The organism is Amycolatopsis aidingensis (assembly GCF_018885265.1).
GTDB classification, from domain to species: Bacteria; Actinomycetota; Actinomycetes; order Mycobacteriales; family Pseudonocardiaceae; genus Amycolatopsis; species Amycolatopsis aidingensis.
Map to the genome: position 1 here is coordinate 3,596,329 of NZ_CP076538.1, position 15,763 is coordinate 3,612,091.

The window sequence follows — 15,763 nt, forward strand, 5'->3', positions numbered from 1 at the left end:
GTGCCACCCGGTTGCCACGCCCGGTCGGCAGAGTTGGTTTCACGCGGGGCGCGGCCACCGATCCGGCAAAACGGACGCGCCCGACGGACGAATTGTGAGGTGAGATCGTGGCTGTCGAAGCCGGATGGCATTTCGTCACGCTGCCCGATCACGACGAGGCGAAGGTGGTGCTCCGGCGGCTCGATGCGAGCGCGTACCGGGTGCTCAACCATCCCTCCGGCCGGCCGTGGCTGCTGACCACGACCCCCAGGGACCAGCTCGTGGCGCATGCCGAGGGCCCGAACCGTATCGCGGTGCTCGGCTGGTCCTCGGCCACCGTACGGCGGCTGGCCGCGGCCGCGTCCGGGCACGAGCTGTCCGCTCTCGACGACCTCGCCCACGAACTGTCCGGCGGCTTCCACCTCGTCGCCAGCTTCGAGGGGCGAGTTCGCGCACAGGGCAGCGCATCCGGGCTGCGGCGGGTATGGCACGCCGAGATCGACGGCGTCCACATCGCCTCCGACCGCGCCGATGTGCTGGCCGAGCTGGGTGGGCACCCGCTCGACGAGGTGGCCGTGGCAATACGCCTGCTGCGGGTGCTGCCGCACCCGGCGGCGGAGCAGCCACTGTGGCAGGGCATCCGGCCGGTACCGCCGGACAGCTACCTGCGCCTCGACCGGGAGCGGGGGCGCACCCCGAGCCTGGTGCGCTGGTGGCGGCGTCCGGAACCGGAGCTCACCAGGGCGCAGGGTGCCGAGCGCCTGCGCGGGGCGCTGGAAGACGCCGTGGCCGCGCGGGTCCGGGACGGCCTGACCATGCACTGCGACCTGTCCGGCGGGCTCGACTCGACCCCGCTGTGCTACCTCGCAGGTCGCATGACCGCGCCGTTGCTGGCCTCGACCGCCTACAACGACGATCCCGGGGCGGGGGAGGACCTGCGGTGGGCGCGACGCGCGCTTTCCGCGATGCCGAGCGTCCGGCACGAGGTGCTGTCCTTGGATGACATGCCGGACTTCTTCGGCGGCATCCCGGAACTCCGGGCCCGCGCGGACGAACCGACCGGCGCGCAGCTCGCCATGCCACGGGTGGGGTACCGCATTGAGCACGCCAGGGCACGGGGCGCGGACACCTACCTCACCGGACTCGGCGGCGATCACCTGCTGCGCGGTGTGCCGGTGTGGGAACACACCCTGTTCCGGCGCCACCCGGTGCTGGCCCTGCGCCGCGTCTGGGCCAACCAGATGCTGGAAGGCAGACCGATGCGTACCACGGTCCGGGCGCTGCTGGCCAACGAGTCCTACCGCTCGTGGTTCCGGCGTTCGGTGCGGACGGGCGAGTACGCCCACATGTTCACCGGTACCCCCACCCTCGACTGGGACATCCCGCTGTCCTGGCCGACCTGGCTCCGGCCGGAGGCGCGGGACGCGGTGCGCTCCCGGCTCACCGCGATCGCCGTGGACGTCGAGCCGCTCGGGCCGGACCGCGCGAGCCACTCCGAGCTGGCGAAGATCCGCGACGGTGCCCGGCTCGTGCGCGGGTTGCAGCAGTACGCGGGCACCATCGGCATGCCGTTCGAGGCTCCCTTCTTCGATGACCGGGTGATCGAGGCCTGCCTGTCCGTACGGCGCCACGAACGCGTGCATCCCAAGGAGTACAAGCCACTTGTCAAGGCCGCGATGCGTGGCGCGCTCCCGGACGACTTTCTCCGCCGCAACGGCAAGACCGGCGGTAGCGCGCAGGCCGCACGCGGCCTGCGCGGCCACTTCGACGAACTGGTCGAGTTCTGTGCGCGTTCCCCGCTGGCCGGGCTCGGCCTGATCGACATCGACAGGTTGCGCCGCGAGGCCGTCCCGTCCTGGTCGAGACCGCGGGATCGCAACTTCGACTCGACGGTGAACTGCGCGGCCTTCCTGCACACCACCGCCCGACGTAGCGCCGCTGACACGGCGGCCTGAACGGAAGGGAACCGACATGCCCATCCGGTTGAACGACGACGTCTCGAGCGTGCGGACCGATTACGGCATGGTCCTGCTCGACGAGAACACCGGCAGATATTACGAACTCAGCGAGACCGCGGCCTGCGTGGTCGACCATCTCGACGGCGAGCACAGCGAGGACCGGGCGGTTGATGCGCTCACCGGCCGGTTTGAGGTCACCGACCAGCGCGCCCGTGCGGACGTCCGCGCGCTGGTCGCCAGGCTGGAGTCGGCCGGGCTGGTCACGACATGACACTGCCCGTGCTCCCGGACACCCTGGTCCGTGTCTCGATTGCCCGCAGGGTGCTGACCTGGGGCGTGGTCGGTGTGGCCAGGGCGCTCGCCCGGCGGCCGCCCCGGCAGCTCCGCCGCGCGCTGGAACGGGCGAGCCGCGGCGCGCGGCCCGCCACCCACACGGAGGCCAAGGCGGCGCGGGACACCGTGCTGACCGTTAGCACCCGGTGCTGCGGCCCGGAGGCGTGCCTGCCGCGCTCGATCGCGGCGGCGCTGCTGTGCCGCCTCGACGGCAGCTGGCCGACCTGGTGCGCGGGGGTACTGCCGACCCCGCCGTTCGCCGCACACGCGTGGATCGAGGTCGACGGGGAGCTGGTCGACGAACCCGTGGAGCCGGGTTACTACCGCACGCTCGTCCGCGTACCGCGTGCGGCGCGGAAAGGCTTGGCCGGACACGGTCAAGAACAGGAAACACAGTGATGGATACGAAAGGAGATGGTTCCCCATGCAGCGGACCGCTTACGAGACGCCCACCGTTGTCGAGCTGGGTGTGTTCGCCGAGGAGACCGGCCTGGACGCCCCGCAGAACAACGAGGAGGTCATCGGCATCGGTGACGACTGGATCCCGCCGTTCGCGCCGAAGAACTGAGTTCCTGAAGAACTGAGGTACTGAACGCCTGCCGAAGGCGTCCGTACGCCGTGGCCGGTGCGTGTCGACGACGCACCGGCCACGGCGCCACGCGCGGGAGGACCGTATGCGACCAGCCGATCGCCTACTGTGCCGGACTCTCCTTGCTACCAGGGTAACTGGTATCCTGCTGGTCGCCGCAGGTGTCGTAGATGCCGCGACGCGGATCGCCATTCCCGCGGTGCTGGGCGCCGCCCTCGACGAGGTACTCGGCGGCGCAGGCCCGCTGTCTCCGGCGAGTTCGCTCCTCCTCGCCCTCCTGCTGGTGGCCGTGCTGGCCGAACCGGCGCGGGAGTACCTGGCCAGGCGCTGCGAACTGCTCGGGATGAAGGAACTCCGCGACCGGTCGAGCCGACACGCGATCTCGCTGGGAGCGCAGTCCCGGTTCGCCCCCGCCGACAGTCAGGCCCGGCTGCTCGAATCCACGGCCGAGGCGGCGCGCGTCAGTACCGCGGGACTCACCTTGCTGACCTCGGTGTGCACATCGGTCGCCGGACTCGTCGCGCTGGTGCTGATCGACCTTCCGGTCGCATTGGTATTCCTGTGCGGTGCGCCATTAGTGTGGTGGCTGACCCGCTGGCTGATCGGCCGGGTGGGCCGGATGACCGGACGTTATCAACGTGCCCACGCCGATCTCGCCGAGCGCTTCCTCGACGCGTTGACCGGGATACGGACGATACGCGCCAGCGGCACCGCCGAGCGCGAGATCGGCCGGATCCTCGGCACGCTTGGTGAACTGCGGGAAACCGGCCATGACTACTGGGAGACCCAGCGCCGCGCAGGATGGCAACTCGGCCTGCTCACGCCGCTGCTCGCCGTGGCCGCGCTCTCGGTCGCCGGACTCGGGCTGCTGGCGGGCAGGCTCAGCGCGGGCGAACTCGTCGCGGTCTCCAGCTACCTCACCTACGCGCTCGGCCTGCTGCGCCAGGCCTCCGTGCTCGCGAAGTTCGCGCGCGCACGGGGATCTGCGGAACGGCTCTCGGAGCTGCTGGCGCAACCGGTTCCGCCAGAGGGATACCTGCCGGCCCCGGTTGGCGCGCTCACCGTGCGGCTGCGCGGAGTCAGTGCCTGTCACGGGCACCGGCGGGTGCTGGGCGAGGTCAACCTGGACATCCCGGCGGGAAGCTCGGTCGCGGTGCTCGGGTCGGACGGGGCGGCGGCATCCCTGCTCGCCGAGGTCGTGGCCGGGCTACGTATTCCTGACCAGGGCGCGGTCCTCGTCAACGGGGTGGCTCAGTCCGCGTTCGATTCGCGGGCTCTGCGCGAGCGCGTCGGTTTCGCCTTCGCGCGTCCGCACCTGCTCGGCAACACCGTAGCCGACGCCGTCGCCTACACCGACGAACCACCAGCACCGGACCGGGTGGAGACCGCGCTGGACACGGCGGCGGCGCGCCCGTTCGTCGACCGGTTACCCGAGGGGGCCGCAACGCCATTACCCGGACTCCGGCTCTCCGGAGGTGAGACACAACGGCTCGGCATCGCCAGGGCGGTGTGCCGGGACGTGGGCCTTCTCGTGCTCGATGATGCTCTGTCCAGCGTGGACACCGTTACCGAATCGACGATCACCGAGGCATTGCGGACGGTCGCGCCGGGCGCCACGCGGCTGATCGTCACGCACAGGGCCACGACGGCGGACGCGGCGGATCTGGTGGTGTGGCTGGATGGCGGCCAGGTCCGCGCCACCGGTCCGCACCGTGAGCTGCTCAACCAAGCCGGCTACGCCGCGCTGTTCGGCTCCGGACAGCCGCAGCGAGAGGCCGCCTCGTGATCCGGCCGGTGCTGGCCGCGCACAAGCGCCTGCTGGTCACCTTTGTCCTGTGGTGCCTGCTCGGCGCCCTGCCGGTGCTGCTGTCCGGACGGCTGATCGCGGCCGCGGTGGACGTCGGTTTCCTCGCCGGCAGCGCCGTCAATGGCCTGCTGCTGCTCGGCAGCTACGGTGCCGTGATCGCGCTCGGCAGTTTCGCCACACGGCAGGCCATCCGGCCGATGTCGGTGATCGTGGAAGCGGTTCGCGATCACCTCGTGCGCTCCGTGGTACGCGGTACCCTGCACACCGCCGTACGTGAGGACAGGCCCGCCGAGTCGGGATCGGTGGCTCGCCTCACCCGGCAGACCGAGCAGGTCCGGCAGTTACTGGCCGGCCTGCTGATGGCACTGCGCACGGTCGCCTTCAGCCTCGTCGCCGCCATGGTCGGCCTGCTCACCTTGGCCCCGCTGGTCGGAATCATGACCGTGCCCGCACTGGTCGCCTGCGGGCTCGTGGTGGCATCGCTGTCGCGCGAGTGGCGCAAACGCTACGCCGATTCGCTCGCGTGCGAGGAGCAGCTTTCCGGCAGGCTCGCAGCCGTGCTTCCCGCCCTTCGCGACGTGCACGCATGCGCCGCGGCAGGGCGGACGACCGGCGAGGTGACGGCCGACATCGCCACCCACGTGCGTACCGCACGCGGCGCGGCGGTCATCGGTGCGGCACGGGTCGGTGTCGTGAGCCTGAGTGCACGGATGCCACTGGTCGCGCTGTTGCTGGCTGCCCCGTGGCTGGTCTCGTCCGGGGCGCTGAGCACGGGAGAGGTCGTCGGCGCCGCGACGTATCTGATCTCCGGGCTGGAACCGGCGCTGCGGTCCCTCATGGAGACGGTGGCCAACATGGGGCTGCAGCTGTCCACGATCCTGCGCAGGCTCGCCGCGCACGCGGCCGAGCCGCAAGCCCTGGTGCGGGGCATTCGTTCCCGCGCGGCTACGACCTGGCACTGCGCCAGGTCACGTTTCGCTACGGTCCGCATTCCCACCCGGTACTTGACGGGGTCGAGCTGGATATCCGGCACGGTGAGCACGTCGCGGTCGTGGGGCCGAGCGGAATCGGCAAGTCCACCCTGGCCTCGGTGCTGTGCGGCGCTATCGAGCCGGATGGGGGCAAGGTGTCTCTCGGAGGCACGCCGTTGCACCGGCTCGAACCAGGGGCGCTACGCCGCAGCGTGGTCCTCGTTCCGCAGGAGGCGTACTTGTTCCGCGGCTCGGTGCGGGACAACCTCAGTTATCACCGTGACGACCACCCCGACGATATGACGATCACCGGCGCCGTGACGGCCGTCGGCGCGCAAGAGCTGCTTTCCAGCCTCGGCGGGCTCGGCGCCGAGCTGCTCCCGCGCACGCTTTCCGCAGGCGAGCGTCAACTGCTGGTACTGGCCCGCGTCTACCTCGGTTCGGCCGAGGTCGTGGTGCTTGACGAAGCCACCTGCCATCTGGACGAGACCACCGAGGCGCGCGCCGAGCAGGCGTTTCGCAGCCGTGGCTGCACGCTGGTGGTCATCGCGCACCGCATCAGCTCGGCCCGGCGCGCGCAGCGGGTGCTGGTGCTGGACGGCACCGGCGTGCGGGACGGATCGCATGCCGCACTGGTCGCCAACTCGGATACCTACGCCGAGCTCGTCGGCCACTGGTCGACGTGAACGCGCTGGCGGGCAGAATCCCACCATGCCGATGCCGCACCTACCCGCACCCGGCTCCGCTGGTCTCGCCGAACGGGAGGTCAGCGGTTTCGCCGCCCGCTACGCGCGGTTGGTGCGGTTTGTCGTGGTGTCCCTGTGCGGCGGAGTGGGGGTGCTCGCCGTTCCCGTCGGCGGGATGGCCGGGACGGCGCTCATTGTTGCCGCGATGATCACCTGGAGCGGCTGGCTGCTCCGGCGGCGCGCTCGGCCGACGGCCCCGGTCGTGGTGGCGGATCTCGTGCTGCTGGCGGGGGTGTGCCTCTCGCAGCCGCTGACCGTGGGGCCCGAGCCGGTTTCGCACGGCAACACCTGGGTATGCGGGGTGATCTCGATTGCGCTGGTGACCTACCAGTGGTGTTACCCGCCGCTGCCCGGCCTCACCATCGCCGCGTTGCTGGTACCGATCGACATGGTTGGTGTCGCGCTGGCCGATCCTCATGGCTGGACGGCCGATCTCGGCCTTGGCGCCTGGATGCTCGTCGAGGCCGTGCTGTCTCAAGCGTTGTACCAGGCGATCCGGCGCAGGGCTCGCGACTGGGACCGCAAGGCTGAGGAGGTGGCCGAGGCCCGCAGGCAAGCGCGGGTGAGCGAGGTACGGCACCGCGCCGAGCGCGAGCATCTCGCCGTCCTGCACGACACCGCGTGCGCCACCCTGCTGATGGCATCGATACCTGGCTCGGATGTCGCCGAGGTCCGCGCGCAGGCACGGCGGGATCTGGACACGCTGACCCGGACCGAGGACACGACCACCGATACCGAGCTGGGCACGGCGTTGTCCGCGGAGGCCGAGGAACACGCCGTCGCGGTCACCGTGACGGCCGATGGCCAGGTATGGCTGCCAGCCACTGTCGCTTCCGCGTTGCGGGCCAGCTCCGGGGAAGCGCTGCGTAATGTCGCACGGCACGCGGGCGTACCGGAAGCCACGGTCCGGGTCGAGCAGGACGGCTGCGGCACAGTGGCTGTCGAGATCGTGGACACCGGCCGTGGTTTCGACCCGGACAGCGTGCCGGCGCCGCGGAACGGGATCCGGTACTCGATCCAGGAACGAATGCGCGCGGTAGTCGGTCGGGCCGACATCCGCTCGCGCCCCGGGCACACGTCGGTGCGGCTGGAGTGGCCCGATGGCTGACCCCTCCACACCGCCACCGGGTGGTCGCGTGCTGAACGGCGCCCGGCTGGCCACGTTCGGCGTGCTCGTAGCTGTCCATTTCGGACTTTCTTTACCCGCGCTCGTCTCGTCGTGGGACGTCTATGTGGACGCAGACCAGGCCGCCGTGGGCTACGCGGCACTCACCGCGAATGTGGGGCTGATCGGCTGGTTCGTGCTGCGCGGCCGGTCCCAGCCCGCCTGGGCGGTGCGTACCGGGCTCGTGGTCGCGATTGCGGCCTCGGTGCTGCTGACCGCGCAGGTGCCCGGAGACCAGCTCGTGCGGCAAGCGCACTGGACCTTCCCCGAACTGGGCTGGCACGGGGTCATGCTGCTGATCGAGCGACCCTTCGTGCATGCCTGCGCGTTCCTGGCCACCCATCTGGTGCTCACCGCCATCCAGGCCATCCTCATCGAGCCGCCGGACCGGATCGCCGCGTCCGGCATGCTGATCACCTCGGTGATCACCTGCGGGCTGCAACTCGCGATGTCATGGGGCATCAAGGTGCTCCGGCGGTACTTGGCACGGGCCGATGCGGCGGCACGCGAACGGGACCGGGTGCTGACCGAGAACGCCGTGTCCGTTCAGCTCCGCCTGGACCGGCGACGTCGGGACGCGGACCACGCCGCGGACGTGCTCACCGTGCTGCGCGGGCTGGCTGATGGCTCGCTCGATCCCGACGACGAGCGGACGCGGCGGCTCTGCGCGGTGCGGGCGGCGACCTTGCGCAGGCTGTTCGCGGAGAACGAAACCTCGTCCGACCGGCTGCTGCACGAACTGCGCGCGGGTATCGACGTGGCCGAGCGTGGCGGGGTCACCGTGCAGCTCGCCGTGCGGGGTACTCCGCGGTCGCTCCCGATACGGGTCCGCAGGGCGCTGACCGATGTTGCGATCGCCGGAATCGCGGCCGCGCGACGGACCGCACGGGTGACCGTGATCCACGCGGGGCAGGTGCGGGTCAGCGTGGTTACGGACGCGCCGGACATCGAGCTGCCTTCCGGAGCGGACGCCGGCGTGGCGGCCTCCGCAACGCACAATGGTGGGAAGCTGTGGGTCGAGGCGAGGTACCCCGTTCACAGGTCGTCCAGTGCCACCAGCCCGTCCTGAATCGCCCTGGCCACTAGGTTCGCCTTGGTGGCTGCGGGGCGGCCCACGTTGGCGTACTTGACCCGAACACGGTCGAGATAGGAGCTGACCGTGCGCGTCGACAGGCCGAGGCTCTCGGCGACCATTGCCTTGGACTCGCTTTGGAACCACTCGATCAGCACCTCGGCCTCGCGGGGCGTCAACGCGGGCCGGTCTGGGGCGGTGTTGCCTGCGAATGCTCCGGCGAGCGCCGGAGGTGTGTACGGGCACCCGCTCGCCGCGGCCCGCGTCGCCGGGACCAGGTGCTCCGCGCCCTCGGCCTTGGTCAGGTAGGTGAACGCGCCGAGTTCGAGGCAGTTCAACGCGGTCTGCTGGTCGTCGCGCATGGTGTAGACGATGACCTGGCGATCAGCCTCGACGAGCGTGCGCAGGTCATGGAACACCGAGGCGGCCGGGCCGAGACGGAGATCCAGCACAACGACGTCGGCGGCGTTGCCGGGAGGGGTCATCGCGACGCCCATGGTCGTGCCCTCGGCTACAACGGATATCGGCGGAATCGCCTGGGAGTACCACGAGCGGACGCCGGCCAGTACCACTGGATGATCATCGATGACGCTGACTGTCACCGGTCGACCCATGTGAGGCATCCTCCTCGTGGCATCTGCCGTGGACCGTCGGATACCGATGAGGTAATCATGATTGTGTACGGGCTCGCCAGCGCGCCGGCTCGACATCGCCCGTGCCGGGGCCGCGGCCGGCCAGGACCGGAACGCGGAGTACGTCCGGTCGTGGCGACACGCTGGTGTCTGTGCCGGACGAGGCGGGTGTTCGCAACGGAACCGGCGGTGGGGTGGCTGGTTCGGTGGGACGGTGCCGCGGGGATCCGCAAGACGACACTGGCGGTGCAGTGGGAGCATCGGGTGCAGGACCGGTTGCCTGACGGCACGTTGCAGGTGAGCCTGCGCGGCCACGAGCTTGGGGATCCGGCCACGCCCGGTGAGGTGCTGGAGGGGTTCCTGTGGGCGCTGGGTGTCGCGGCCGGGCGGATCCCCGGGGCCAGGAGGGGTTATCCGGCCCCCGTACGGCATTGCCGAAGAGGAGGTTGAGGACAGCCTCACTGTGCTGATCGTTCGCGCCCGCGGCGGTAGTTGCCCGCGGCGGTAGTTGTCTGTACCGCAGGATAGCCGCGTAGGCCGACCTCGGCCGGTCGTCCCGCGGAGATCATCGTGTAGATCTCGCGGACCGGGTAGGTCTGGATGGCTCTGACCTGGTGGGCGAACTCGTCGGTGATGTCCGCTAGAAGTTCGCTGGGTACGCGCTCGTTGCGCACTGCCTGTTCGATCCAGCCGAGGTGGGTCTTAGGCTTCCGCCGATCGTCCTTACTCCGTCAGCCTTGGCACGTCCATCACCTCCGTACCAGCCGATCAACCACCGACGCTGGAACATTAACCAATGTCGAGGTCAAGATGCCGGCTGAACACCCTTGGCTGCGCCGCTGCTGTGGCCGGGAGTTCGGGGTGTTGCGGCTGGTGTCCGCTGGGCCGGATGCCGCGGGTGTGGAGGCCGTTGATGAGGGCGGCTAGCGCCGCGGCGACTCGGCCGGGCCCGCTGTTGCGCCGGTGGCGCAACAGCGGGTGGAGTGGTTCAGGCTTGGCCGGTGTCGAAGCGGGTGATGGTGCCGTCGTTGATGGTGAAGTGCCAGCGGGTGCGCATTGTGCCCCAGCTGGAGTTGGTAAACCTGGCGATGAGGGCGCGTCCGTCGTCGGATTCGGATTCGACGTCCATTCGGCCCTCGGCCGAGAAGATCTCCTGGTCCACCCAGCTGTCGAGATTCCGGTCTGTGCCGTCGTCGGACATGGCGGCTCCCGGGGCCAGCAGGGAGTCGAACGCGTCCCGGTCGCCGGTGTTGATCGCGGTGACGAACGCGCGCACGGTCGGGTTGGTCGGTAGGTCGGCCATAACTGTGTTCCTTCCTAGGTGGCTCGGGGTGGTCCCAGCGATCCGGAACCATCCCGAGCCTGCGTGATCCGGTTTAGTTGTGCCAGTTCAGCGGGTGGTGTAGCCGCCGTTGGTGAAGATGGTCCGCCCGGTGATCCACCGGCCATCGGTGGCCAGGAAACCCACCGATGGCACGATGTCCTCGATCTGGGTGAGCCGGTTACCCAGGGTCTGAGACTTGTGGAACTCCACCCGTTCGAGTCTCCTGCGGGTGGCAGAACGGGGTGTCCATCGGGCTCGGTCCGATATTGTTGACCGAGATGCCCGGCCGGTGAACTCCTTGGTGGCAACGCGAGTGAAGTGTTCAGCGGCCTGGCGGCCGGCGTAGCTGGCGCAGCCGTCGGTGTAGGCGGCCAGTACCCACCTCGGCGGTGGCGGCGTCGAAAGGCGCCGAACCTGGCTCACCTGAGTGAGGTCACCCTGCAACCGAGACAGGGCACCGTGTGCAACCCCCTCCTGGGTGATTCCGATCCGTGCGACCGCATCGGAGCCCGTGTATCGACGCTGAGCGCCCCGGCCGTCGCGCCCTCGGCAGGGTGGGCCGAACCGGGTCGAGCAGCCGGATTCAGCCTCAGTTGAAACCGATGTTCCTGGTTACCGGCCGGTCGTATATTGAGTGCGCCAATTGTTTGGCATGTTGTTTCGTTGGCGATTCGGTACGCGGAAGGGGTGGGTTAATGAGGTTCAAAGCGTTGGTTCTGACCGTGGTCACCGCGTCTGGTTTGGTTGTTATGCCCGCGATGGCCGGGGCGGAAACGAGAATCGCGGACACCGGGATCACGACCCCGAAGAATGTCGTCACGCCGCCGGGCTGGGTCCGGGACATGCCTGCTCCGGCAACCGTCGGAGACGTCGGTACGGCGGCCGTGCTGGACATCCAGTACCAGGTGCAGCAGACCGGGTACTGGTGCGGCCCCGCCGCCACCCGGATCGCGATCTCGGCGCGCCGGAGCAACCCGCCGAGCCAGGCGACGCTCGCAGCCCAGCTGCCGACAACCACCAACGGCACCGACTGGATCGGCCAGGTCACCAGGGTGCTGAACCAGAACCTCGGCACAGGGTGGTACGAGACGAAGGAGATGCCGAACGACCCGCCAACGCAGGCACAGCGGGACCTGCTCTGGCGGGACATCGTGCTGGACATCAACAACGGATACGCCATCGTGGCGAACATCGTCGCCCCGCCGAGCAACCATCCACCCGGATACCCGAACTACACGGTCTACCACTACTTCACGGTAATCGGTTATGACAGCTCGGACATGACGGTCAAGATCGCCGACCCGGCCAACTTCGGCGGGAACAAGATCTACTGGCTCACCTTCAACCAGCTTGCGACGCTCATTCCGCCGAAGGGTTACTCGGCCTGAGGACGGTGGTGTCGTGGCCCTTCGGCGGTCCGACGGACGGCCGAAGGGCCATGATGCCGTTCGGCGCCGGGCGGTCGATCAGCCGTCCCCGGTGGCCGGTCCAGCAGCATGGCTCCCCGGTCGGACACCGCGTGTACAGCGTGGCCGTGGCACCGGCGGGTGGTCACCAGGCCTGCTTCCCTGAGCACCGCGGCATGCTGGGACGCACCCGCGACGGAGGTGCCTGCGGCGCGGGCGAGTTCGGTGGTGTTCAGGTACGGCGTATCCGCGATGGTCCGGAGGATCGTGGCCCTGGTCCGGCCGAGCAGCGTGGCGAGTGATCGCGCGTGCCGGGCGGAGGACTGCGATGCGCAGCTCGTGTCCTGCCGTTCCGCCATCCAGCCCGGGATCGGGTCGACCGGATACACCAGCAGGGGCGGCAGGTCCGGATCGGCGAAGGTCATCGAGGTGCGGCGGCAGAAGAACGAAGGGACCAGTACCAGGCCGCGACCGTCCAGGTGCAGTTCCTGCTCGACCGGGTAGCCGGCTTCAAGGACCGGGGCACGCCACCGGATCGAAGGGTGCAGCGTGGACAGGACCTGGCCGAGTCCGCTGGTGGCGGCGAGTTCCGTACGCCGCGCCCAGTCGGCGCGGATGTGGGCTCGAAGTACCTGCTCATAGGGCTGAAGCGCCTCGGCGTGATACCGGCGGATACGCTCGGTGACTCGGCGCAGCATCCCGGTGTCGCCGCCGCCGAGCCGGTTGGCCCAAGCCGGAAGCCTGCGCTGCGCGGCCAGCCGGGTCATGTCGGCGCGTAGCGCCTGGTTTCCGGTGCTGAGCATCGCTTCGAGGCCGTCCTCGATGTCGGGGCTGTCGGTCGGCGGGGTGAGGAAGTCCGGCGAGTAGCCCGTGGGTGGAGCCAGCGTGGTCAGGATCTCCTCGGCCGGACGCAGTGCGTTCCTGGCGCCGTGTCGCCACGGGCCGAAGAGCAGCCGGTCGTGCCGGGTCTGCACAAGGTGCAGACTCAGCAGAACCTCCCATAACGGGTGTGGATCCGGGCGGATCCGGATCTTCGTGAGGTCCTCGGCGGTGAAGTGCATACGGAGCATGCCTGCCCCCGGTCCCTGGCTGGACTATCACGACCGGCGTATAATGGCCTATACGTTCGGTCTTTCCTGCGTCGATCAGCGTACGGACTTCACGGGCCCGGGCAATGGCTCCGAGCGGCGCTGAGGCCACCGGTCAGGTCGACCACCTGCCATTCGTGGCCGGTGGGCTCACTAGGATCGGCAGCGTCCCGCCGTGCACCTGGAGGAACTCCGACGTGGCCAATCGCTTCGGCGTTGTCCTGCGCGACGCGCGGCGCCGGGCGGGCCTGACCCAGGACGAGCTGGCCGCGCGATCCGGTGTCGGCGTGCGGACCATTCGAAGGCTCGAGACCGGCAGCGGTACCGATCCGCGGATCGGCACGGTGACGCTGCTCGCCGACGCACTCGACGTCAGCCAGGACGAACGCCGCGACCTCCTGTCCGCCGCCGACGGTCAGCACCGGCCGTCCCCGGAGCCACCCGAAGCCGAGCCGTCCGGCGCCGCCCGGTGGCAGGCTCCGGTGACCGAAACGCCGGCCGCGGTGGTACCCGGTGGGCTGCCTGCCGTCCCGCCGGAGGTTTCGGCGGCGGCCGACCACCTGGCCAGGGTCGTCACCGCCCGGCTGCGGCGCGAGGAGGAGCTGCGCCGCGTGCACGACCCGTTCCCGCTGCCCGTGCGGTGGCGGCAGGCACCCGAGCACCTCGCCGACCACTGGGACAACATCTGCCGCGTCCCGGCCGGTGTGACCGCCGTCCCGCTGGAGCTCTCCGGCGAGGTGGGCGACATCGCGGGTGCATTCCGGCGGGTGCCGTCGCGGCGGATGGTGGTGCTGGGCCGCGCCGGTTCCGGCAAGACCGTCCTGACCCTGCGGTTCGTCCTGGACACGCTGGCCGCGCGGCCGCAGGGCGGCGCGGTTCCGATGATCTTCAACATCGGGTCGTGGGACCCGACGGCGATGCCGTTGCGTACCTGGCTGGTCGAGATGCTGCAGCGGGACCAGCCGGGCCTCGCCACGGCCGCGCCCGGCGGGGCGACGCTGGCGGCCGTGCTGGTCGACACCGGGCGCGTGCTGCCCGTGCTCGACGGGTTCGACGAGCTCGCCGAGGGCCTGCACCGCCCGGCGCTGGAAACGTTGAACTCCCTGTCGATGCCCTTGCTGCTGACCAGCCGCTCCGACGAGTACGAGCGGGCCGTGACGGCGGTGGACGTGCTGACCTCGGCTGCGGTGGTCGAGCTGACCGACCTCACCCCCGACGACCTCGCGGGCTACCTGCCCCGCACCGCCCGCCGTGTCCGCACCGGCGACGGCAGCGGTACCACGATGTGGAACACCGTCATCGGTGAGCTGCGCGACCGAGCCGAGGCCGAGGCGAGCCCGGCCGCCAACCTGGCCGCCGTGCTGACGACCCCACTCATGGTGGGCCTTGCCCGCACGGTCTACAGCGACTCACGCGACCGTGACCCGACCGAGCTGCTGGACACGACCCGGTTCCCCACCGCACAGGCGATCGAGGAGCATCTGCTCGACAGCTTCGTGCCTACCGTGTACGGCGGGCAGGCTGCCTCCGCCCGCGCCGATGGCAACCAGCGCGACTGGGGCGTCGACCGGGTCCGGCGCTGGCTGGGATTCCTCGCCGACGACCTCGACCGGCGCGGCACCGGTGACCTCGAATGGTGGCGGATGGGTGGCTCACCTCGCCGCTCATCCCGCGTGCTGCTCGTGACAGCCGTCGTGTGGCTGGCCGCGGTACTGGTCGACTGGCTGGTGTTCACCCCCGCCCACGCGCTCCTGACCGGCGAACCGGTGCACTGGCGTGTCGTCCTCGTCGACGGTCCCGTGATCGGCTTGGTCATCGGTGTTCCGTGTGGCCTGCTGTACCTGCTGATGGTGGTGCGCAAGGGCAGGGTGCTCGAACCGGCGCGCGTGCGGGTCCGGTTGCTCGACCGGTCGGGCAGGCAACCCGGCTTCCGGCGGAAGATCGCCACCCGGTTCGCGGCCGGAGCGCTGGGCGGCGCCGTCGCCGGGGTCGGCCTCGCGCTCGCGGGCGTGCTGGTGAAAGCGGTGTCCCCGGAATGGACCTCCGTCCTCGACTCCGGCATGGCCGTGCGGGCGACCCTGCTCGACGCGGGTATCTACGCCGTCACCTTCGGCCTGGTATGTGGCCCGGTGCTGGCACTCGCCGCCGCGCTGGAGGCGCCGGCCAACCTCACTACCGCCACCAGCCCCGCCGACCTGCTCGCGGCCAACCGGACGACCACGCTGCGCCTCAGCGGCATACTCGCGCTCGCACTCGGGCTCGCGATCGCCTTCGGTGGCTTCGCGGCCGTCGGCGGCGCGCGGACCCTGGTGGCGCCACCCTGGGCACTGCACTGGAACCTGCGGGTCGGCCTGCTGGTCGGGTTGATGGGCGGGCTGAGCACAGGCATGGCCTACATCGTGGCCTTCACAGCGTGGGGGCACTGGCTGGTGTTCACCCGCCTCCGCCTCCCGCTGCTCGGCAGGATGCCGTGGGCGGTCAACACCTTCCTCGATGACGCCTACCGGCGAGGCGTGCTGCGGCAGTCCGGCGCCGTCTACCAGTTCCGCCACGCGCGCCTCCAACAACACCTCGCGAAGGCCTACCGTACCGGCCGTTGATGCCTTTTACCTGGTCAGGTGCACCGGCCAGGAATGGCCGCCCGGTGACCTTCCACGCTGCCGCCGCTGCGGTGAACATCGGTTCGCCGACGA

General features: G+C 70.1%; 17 protein-coding genes and 1 pseudogene. 12 read left to right on the plus strand and 6 right to left on the minus strand.

Annotated elements, in window-relative coordinates; translation table 11 throughout:
* Positions 1 to 107: 107 nt before the first annotated feature.
* The 9 genes and pseudogenes from KOI47_RS16440 to KOI47_RS16480 all read left to right on the plus strand — a co-directional run bounded on the left by KOI47_RS16440 (position 108) and on the right by KOI47_RS16480 (position 8,617).
* The gene (locus KOI47_RS16440; protein WP_216216815.1) at positions 108 to 1,934 is read left to right on the plus strand and encodes an asparagine synthase-related protein; all 1,827 of its coding nucleotides are present in this window, start codon (positions 108 to 110) and stop codon (positions 1,932 to 1,934) included.
* Between the two features lie 16 nt (positions 1,935 to 1,950).
* Entirely contained in the window at positions 1,951 to 2,208 is a 258-nt protein-coding gene (locus KOI47_RS16445; RefSeq protein ID WP_216216816.1) for a lasso peptide biosynthesis PqqD family chaperone, read from the plus strand.
* Entirely contained in the window at positions 2,205 to 2,669 is a 465-nt protein-coding gene (locus KOI47_RS16450; protein WP_216216817.1) for a lasso peptide biosynthesis B2 protein, read from the plus strand. The genes KOI47_RS16445 and KOI47_RS16450 overlap by 4 nt, the downstream gene beginning before the upstream one ends.
* A gap of 25 nt (positions 2,670 to 2,694) precedes the next feature.
* Entirely contained in the window at positions 2,695 to 2,838 is a 144-nt protein-coding gene (locus KOI47_RS16455; RefSeq protein WP_216216818.1) for a lasso RiPP family leader peptide-containing protein, read from the plus strand.
* A gap of 106 nt (positions 2,839 to 2,944) precedes the next feature.
* Entirely contained in the window at positions 2,945 to 4,645 is a 1,701-nt protein-coding gene (locus KOI47_RS16460) for an ABC transporter ATP-binding protein (RefSeq protein ID WP_216216819.1), read from the plus strand.
* A gap of 107 nt (positions 4,646 to 4,752) precedes the next feature.
* Positions 4,753 to 5,457 (plus strand): annotated as a pseudogene (locus tag KOI47_RS35640) (ABC transporter transmembrane domain-containing protein); the annotation flags it as partial.
* Positions 5,458 to 5,717: 260 nt separating this feature from the next.
* Positions 5,718 to 6,323, plus strand: a complete 606-nt coding sequence (locus KOI47_RS35645) for an ATP-binding cassette domain-containing protein (RefSeq protein WP_232376781.1) — start codon at positions 5,718 to 5,720, stop codon at positions 6,321 to 6,323.
* Between the two features lie 25 nt (positions 6,324 to 6,348).
* A complete protein-coding gene (locus tag KOI47_RS16475; RefSeq protein ID WP_216216821.1) occupies positions 6,349 to 7,491 on the plus strand; it encodes a sensor histidine kinase in 1,143 nt (380 codons plus the stop codon).
* A complete protein-coding gene (locus KOI47_RS16480) occupies positions 7,484 to 8,617 on the plus strand; it encodes a hypothetical protein (protein WP_216216822.1) in 1,134 nt (377 codons plus the stop codon). The genes KOI47_RS16475 and KOI47_RS16480 overlap by 8 nt, the downstream gene beginning before the upstream one ends.
* On the opposite strand, the gene KOI47_RS16485 is transcribed toward KOI47_RS16480, so the two are convergent.
* A complete protein-coding gene (locus KOI47_RS16485) occupies positions 8,584 to 9,234 on the minus strand; it encodes a response regulator (protein ID WP_216216823.1) in 651 nt (216 codons plus the stop codon). The genes KOI47_RS16480 and KOI47_RS16485 overlap by 34 nt on opposite strands.
* A gap of 207 nt (positions 9,235 to 9,441) precedes the next feature.
* Between KOI47_RS16485 and KOI47_RS16490 the strand changes: the two genes are divergently transcribed.
* On the plus strand, positions 9,442 to 9,702 hold the full coding sequence (locus tag KOI47_RS16490) for a hypothetical protein (protein ID WP_216216824.1): 261 nt from the start codon (positions 9,442 to 9,444) through the stop codon (positions 9,700 to 9,702).
* A gap of 8 nt (positions 9,703 to 9,710) precedes the next feature.
* On the opposite strand, the gene KOI47_RS16495 is transcribed toward KOI47_RS16490, so the two are convergent.
* The 4 genes from KOI47_RS16495 to KOI47_RS35655 all read right to left on the minus strand — a co-directional run bounded on the left by KOI47_RS16495 (position 9,711) and on the right by KOI47_RS35655 (position 11,420).
* Positions 9,711 to 9,926, minus strand: coding sequence for a hypothetical protein (locus KOI47_RS16495; RefSeq protein WP_216216825.1), 216 nt, complete (start codon positions 9,924 to 9,926; stop codon positions 9,711 to 9,713).
* Between the two features lie 314 nt (positions 9,927 to 10,240).
* The gene (locus KOI47_RS16500; protein ID WP_216216826.1) at positions 10,241 to 10,555 is read right to left on the minus strand and encodes a nuclear transport factor 2 family protein; all 315 of its coding nucleotides are present in this window, start codon (positions 10,553 to 10,555) and stop codon (positions 10,241 to 10,243) included.
* Between the two features lie 87 nt (positions 10,556 to 10,642).
* The gene (locus tag KOI47_RS35650; protein WP_232376782.1) at positions 10,643 to 10,786 is read right to left on the minus strand and encodes a hypothetical protein; all 144 of its coding nucleotides are present in this window, start codon (positions 10,784 to 10,786) and stop codon (positions 10,643 to 10,645) included.
* A 379-nt stretch (positions 10,787 to 11,165) separates the two neighbouring features.
* Entirely contained in the window at positions 11,166 to 11,420 is a 255-nt protein-coding gene (locus tag KOI47_RS35655) for a hypothetical protein (protein WP_232376974.1), read from the minus strand.
* On the opposite strand from KOI47_RS35655, the gene KOI47_RS16510 reads away from it, so the two are divergent.
* Entirely contained in the window at positions 11,326 to 11,964 is a 639-nt protein-coding gene (locus tag KOI47_RS16510; protein WP_232376783.1) for a C39 family peptidase, read from the plus strand. The genes KOI47_RS35655 and KOI47_RS16510 overlap by 95 nt on opposite strands.
* Here KOI47_RS16510 and KOI47_RS16515 read toward each other — a convergent pair.
* The gene (locus tag KOI47_RS16515) at positions 11,952 to 13,052 is read right to left on the minus strand and encodes an ArsR/SmtB family transcription factor (protein WP_216216828.1); all 1,101 of its coding nucleotides are present in this window, start codon (positions 13,050 to 13,052) and stop codon (positions 11,952 to 11,954) included. The two genes, KOI47_RS16510 and KOI47_RS16515, sit on opposite strands and share 13 nt — an antisense overlap.
* Before the next feature lie 215 nt (positions 13,053 to 13,267).
* On the opposite strand from KOI47_RS16515, the gene KOI47_RS16520 reads away from it, so the two are divergent.
* On the plus strand, positions 13,268 to 15,670 hold the full coding sequence (locus KOI47_RS16520; protein WP_216216829.1) for a helix-turn-helix domain-containing protein: 2,403 nt from the start codon (positions 13,268 to 13,270) through the stop codon (positions 15,668 to 15,670).
* Positions 15,671 to 15,763: the final 93 nt, after the last annotated feature.

What these genes read in the sequence shown, in the direction of transcription:
- KOI47_RS16445 (WP_216216816.1), top strand. Translation starts at nt 1,951, where the DNA reads ATGCCCATCCGGTTGAACGACGACGTCTCGAGCGTGCGGACCGATTAC.
- KOI47_RS16450 (WP_216216817.1), top strand. Translation starts at nt 2,205, where the DNA reads ATGACACTGCCCGTGCTCCCGGACACCCTGGTCCGTGTCTCGATTGCC.
- KOI47_RS16455 (WP_216216818.1), top strand. Translation starts at nt 2,695, where the DNA reads ATGCAGCGGACCGCTTACGAGACGCCCACCGTTGTCGAGCTGGGTGTG.
- KOI47_RS16460 (WP_216216819.1), top strand. Translation starts at nt 2,945, where the DNA reads ATGCGACCAGCCGATCGCCTACTGTGCCGGACTCTCCTTGCTACCAGG.
- KOI47_RS16475 (WP_216216821.1), top strand. Translation starts at nt 6,349, where the DNA reads ATGCCGATGCCGCACCTACCCGCACCCGGCTCCGCTGGTCTCGCCGAA.
- KOI47_RS16480 (WP_216216822.1), top strand. Translation starts at nt 7,484, where the DNA reads ATGGCTGACCCCTCCACACCGCCACCGGGTGGTCGCGTGCTGAACGGC.
- KOI47_RS16485 (WP_216216823.1), bottom strand. Translation starts at nt 9,234, where the DNA reads ATGGGTCGACCGGTGACAGTCAGCGTCATCGATGATCATCCAGTGGTA.
- KOI47_RS16500 (WP_216216826.1), bottom strand. Translation starts at nt 10,555, where the DNA reads ATGGCCGACCTACCGACCAACCCGACCGTGCGCGCGTTCGTCACCGCG.
- KOI47_RS16510 (WP_232376783.1), top strand. Translation starts at nt 11,326, where the DNA reads ATGCCCGCGATGGCCGGGGCGGAAACGAGAATCGCGGACACCGGGATC.
- KOI47_RS35655 (WP_232376974.1), bottom strand. Translation starts at nt 11,420, where the DNA reads ATGTCCCGGACCCAGCCCGGCGGCGTGACGACATTCTTCGGGGTCGTG.
- KOI47_RS16515 (WP_216216828.1), bottom strand. Translation starts at nt 13,052, where the DNA reads ATGCTCCGTATGCACTTCACCGCCGAGGACCTCACGAAGATCCGGATC.